This is a genomic window from Streptomyces fuscigenes (assembly GCF_021556455.1).
Classification (GTDB): Bacteria; Actinomycetota; Actinomycetes; order Streptomycetales; family Streptomycetaceae; genus Streptomyces; species Streptomyces fuscigenes.
In genome coordinates this window covers 1-4391 of record NZ_JAKGCV010000452.1, presented here as the reverse complement: position 1 = coordinate 4391, position 4391 = coordinate 1, and the positions used below count along the sequence as shown (strand labels likewise).

Genomic DNA, 4391 nt, shown 5'->3' with positions numbered 1-4391 from the left:
ACGGATCACCCGTGTGAATCTGCACCGAACCATCGGCATCCTGACCCACATCCTTGAACACCGGCGCGGCCAAACCAGTCTGATCCCCGAACACAGCCGTATAGATCGGCACATACGGCCGGTGCTCGATCGTCACCACCGCAGGAATGTCACGGTTGATGAACCCCTGCCCCGGACCCTGCGTGATGTGATTCGAACCCAGGAACGTCGCACCGGGCGTGCCGAGAGCCGGCCGGTCCGTGTCGTACTCGTCGAGGACGTGGAGAGCGGTGTTGACGGCGGTGTCGGACCACGTGCGGGGCAGGTCGTCGACCAGCTTGCGCGCCTCCCACACCGCCTCCGAGCGATGCAGCGGACCCGCCTGCTCCACCAACCCCCGCACCAGACCGTGCACATCGTGCCGCAGCGCGCGCCGGTCCCCGGAGGCGTGATAATCCGCCAGCGCACGGTTCAACCGCCGCCCGAACTGCCCCACCTCACCCGCCACACGACTCCGCGGATTCACCCCACCGTGCGACCCGACACGCCCCCCGCCCGCCTGGTCCCACACCGCGCCCGAGGTCCCGGTGCGCGTGGTGCCGGCGCTCTCGATGCGCTTCAGGCCGTCCACGACCGACTCGATCGCCGCGGGGCGACGCGTGCCGGACGGGAAGACCTCGCGGATCGCGTCGAGCGAGTCGGAGGCCCGCCGCCGGTAGTCGTCGAGCCGGCCGGTCAGCGCGGCGGGGTTGCCGACCTTGAAGTCGTAGTCGGACAGGACGGCCTTGCGGACGGCGTCGAGCCGGCCGAACGCCGCTCGGGCCGCCGTGTCGTGCCGGCCGAGCTCCGCGAACGCCCGGTTGAGGTCGAGGCGTTCGTACCCCGTGCGGATGCGGCTGCGGACGTCCATCAGGACGCTCTGGTTCTCCAGGGCGCTGACGGCCTCGCCGCGCCGCTCGCCTCGGAACTGCGGGGCCTGCGGGCGCAGGGTGTACTCGGCCGGACGTTCCGGCGCGCCCTCGCGGATCCGCTCGTCGAAGGAGTCGTAGATGGCCTCCGCCATGCCGGCCTGGTTCGCCCACGGCACGACGTAGTCCTCGACGAACTTGTTCAGCGTCCGCGCCTTCTCCGCCGAGTTGCGCAGGTCCCTGGCGCGCAGTTCGGCAGGGGCGTGGTCCTTGAAGAACTTCTCCACGAACTGGGGGCGTTCCAGGATCTCGCCCGGCTCCAGCAGGCTGCGGTTGCGGTAGTGCGCCGCGACGACGGCACGCAGCTTCGCCGTCTTGTCGGCGTAGTGTGCGTGCCCGAGGAAGTCGCCCCCCTCGTCGGTGAAGACGGCGTACCCCTGGAGCATCGAGCGCGGGACGCCGACCTTGTCGCGCAGCTCTCCCATCGGCCGCACGTCGCCCCACGCGGTGGGCACCCGCTGCGGCACCCGTTCGGCGTAGGTACGCAGCGACCCGGGCAGGGCGTAGGCGCGCAGCTTCTCCAACGACTCCGGCTTCGTGATGCCGAACTGGTTGGACGCGAAGTGCTTGTCGACGTTCAGGTCCAGCGGATGCCCACCCGAACCGTGCTCCGTCACCGCATCGCGCGAGATGTCGTTCGCGACCTCCAGCGGCACCAGGAACGAACGGATCATCGGGTCCGTCGCACCCTGCTGCCGGGCGTACTTCTCCACCCACTTCAACTGCCGCAACGGCTGGCCCACGCTCAGCCAGAAGACCTTCTCACCGGACTTCGGATCGCCCGTGTGGATCTGGACCCTGCCGCCCCGGTCCTGGCCGACGTCCTTGAACACGGGCTCGCGCAGGCCGGACTGGTCGCCGAACACGGCCGTGTAGATGGGCACGTAGGGCCGGTTCTCGATGGTGACGACCGAGGGGATGTCGCGGTTGACGAAGCCCTGCCCGGGACCCTGCGTGATGTGGTTGGTACCGAGGTACGTCGCCCCCGGCTCGCCGAGCACGGAGCGGTCGGTGTCGTGGGCGGCGACCACCCGCGACGCCGTGTTCACGGCCGTGTCCGACCAGGTCCGCGGCAGCTCGTCGATGAGCTTGCGCGCCTCCCACACGGCCTCCGAGCGGAACGCCGGGCCGACCTCGCCCAGGAGCTCGCGCACCAGCTCGTCGGTGCGGTCGCGCAGGGCGCGCCGGTCGAGGGTGCTCTCGTACTCGGCCAGGGCCCGGTTCAGGCGCCGGCCGAACGCCGCGACCTGCGTGGCGATGCGGCTGCGTGCGTTGACGCCGCCGTGCGAGGGACCGGCCGATTCGTGCCGCGCGTGGGAGGACCGGTGCCCGCCGCCCGACTCGTGGCGCGAGTGGGAGGAGCGGTGGCCGCCGCCCGGGTCGGCCATCAGGTCGCGGGTCGCGTCGGAGGCGGTCTCTTCGCGCGCGGAGTCCTCGGGCTCCCGCTGCCTGACGGCGGTGGCCTCGCCACCGCCCTCTTCGCGGACCTGCCGATCGGGCCCATGTCCGGTGGAGCCAGTGGTGCGGGGCGCGTCGCCGGTACGGGGCGCGTCCGCCGAGTGCGGTTGCGGCGGCACCTGCTCGTCCGATCCGGTGCGCGAGCCCGACTCGGTGACGGGGCCGGACTCGACGCGCGAGCCCGACTTCATGCCCGGGCCGGACTCGACGCGCGGGTCCAGTGCGGACAGGGACGACGTCGGGTCGTCCGCGTGCGCGGTCCGAGCCGCCGTCAGGACGGCCGTCCAGTGCTCGCGCGTCTGCTCGGTGCCCTCGGGCAGGCCGAGCACGTCCCGGGTGATCGCCCGCAGCACGTCGGCGTTCATGCGGCCGGCGGTGTGGGTGGCGGGAGCGCCGTCCGTACCGGGGTTCCAGCGCAGCGCGTCGAGGGCGCCGAGGCCGGCCAGCAGGGCGTCGTGCTCCGCGGTGCCCTCCGCTTCGTGGCCGAGCACGCCGCGCAGGGTGCGCACGTACTGGAGCGTGCGGTTGGCGGTCCACGGGTCCGGCACGCCCTCGCCGGTGTGCAGCCCCGCCGCGCGTGCCATGCGGTCCAGCGATGCGCCGGACGGCTCGGGACGGAAGGTGAGCCACGATCCCTGACGGCCCTGCCCGTCGGCGAACAGCACCGGCTGCAGGCGGCCGTTGGCACCGCGCACGGTGCCGGAGGCCGTCGAGGGGGCGTGGACGACGCGTCCCGTGACGTTGGCGACGTGCTGCGCCACGGACAGCCCGCCGTGCTCGGGCGAGGCACCGGTCGTGCAGGACAGCAGGACGAGAGGCTTGTCGGCGTCGCCCAGCGCCTCCGCGTTGCGCGCGAGGTAGCGGCCGAGTTCCCGGCCGCTCACGCGGACGACCCGCCCGTCGCCCAGGACCAGTTCGACGTGGTTCGAGGCGCCGTGCGACGCGAAGAAGGTGACCGAGGAGTCGTGCCACGGCACGTCCTGCGGCTTGGTGGTGAACCTGCTGCCCTCGCGCTGCTCCAGGGCCGTGTGCCCACGGAACGTGCTCGTGGACAGCAGCACGGGGATGCGGTCGGCCCGCCTGGCCCAGTCCTCGGGCCGGTAGCTGCCGAGACCCTCGGGGACGTGCCCCTCGCCCCGGGTCAGCAGGTCGACACTGAGCGTCCCGTCCGGCGCTGCCGTGTGGTCCAGGGTCTGCACGGCGGTGCCGCCGTGCTCCGAGGCCTCCCACTGGGCCAGGGGCTCCCGATCCGGGTGCGCCGTGGCATCGGTGCGGTCGCGGGACGCCTGGTCGGCCAGGTGGTGCTGGGTGCCCGACGACGTGCCCGCCCGTTCGATGCCGCGCAGCGTGTCCATCAGCGACTCGACGGCCGCGGGCCGGCGCGTGCCGGACGGGAAGACCCGGCGGATGTCGTCCATCGACTTCGAGGCCAGAGCGCGGTACTCGTCCAGCCGGTCGCCGAGGGACGCGCTGTCGCCGACCTTGAAGGCGTAGTCGGACAGCACGGCCTTGCGCGCCGCGTCCAGGCGGCCGATGACGGCGCGCGCGTCACGGCCCCCGCCCACCTGCGCGAACGCCTTGTTCAGGTCGAGGTGCTCGAAGCCGCCCCGCACCCGCGACCGGACGTCCATCAGAATCCGCCGGTTCTCCAGCGCGCCGACGGCGGCGGCGCGGCGCTCCCCGCGGAACAGCGGAGTGTGGTCGTTGAGGGTGTACTCGGCGGGCCGGGCCGGGGCGCCCTGGCGGATGCGGTCGTCGAACGACTCGTAGATGACCTCCGCCATCCGCGCCTGATTCGCCCACGGCAACACGTAATCGTTGACGAACTCGTCCATCGTCCGTGCCCGCTGCTGCGGGTCACGCAGGTCGCGACCGCGCAGCTCACCCGGCGCGTGGTCCTTGAAGAACTTGTCCACGAACTGCGGACGCTGCAACACCTCACCCGGCTCCAGCAGATGCCGATTGCGGTAATGCGCCGCCACCACC

Annotated in this window: 1 protein-coding gene; it reads right to left on the bottom strand. The window is 72.4% G+C overall.

Annotated features, from left to right (window positions below):
• A partial coding sequence (locus L1885_RS24430; protein WP_235799328.1) for a hypothetical protein occupies positions 1 to 4342 on the bottom strand: 4342 nt, incomplete at its 3' end.
• Between the last annotated feature and the right edge of the window lie 49 nt (positions 4343 to 4391).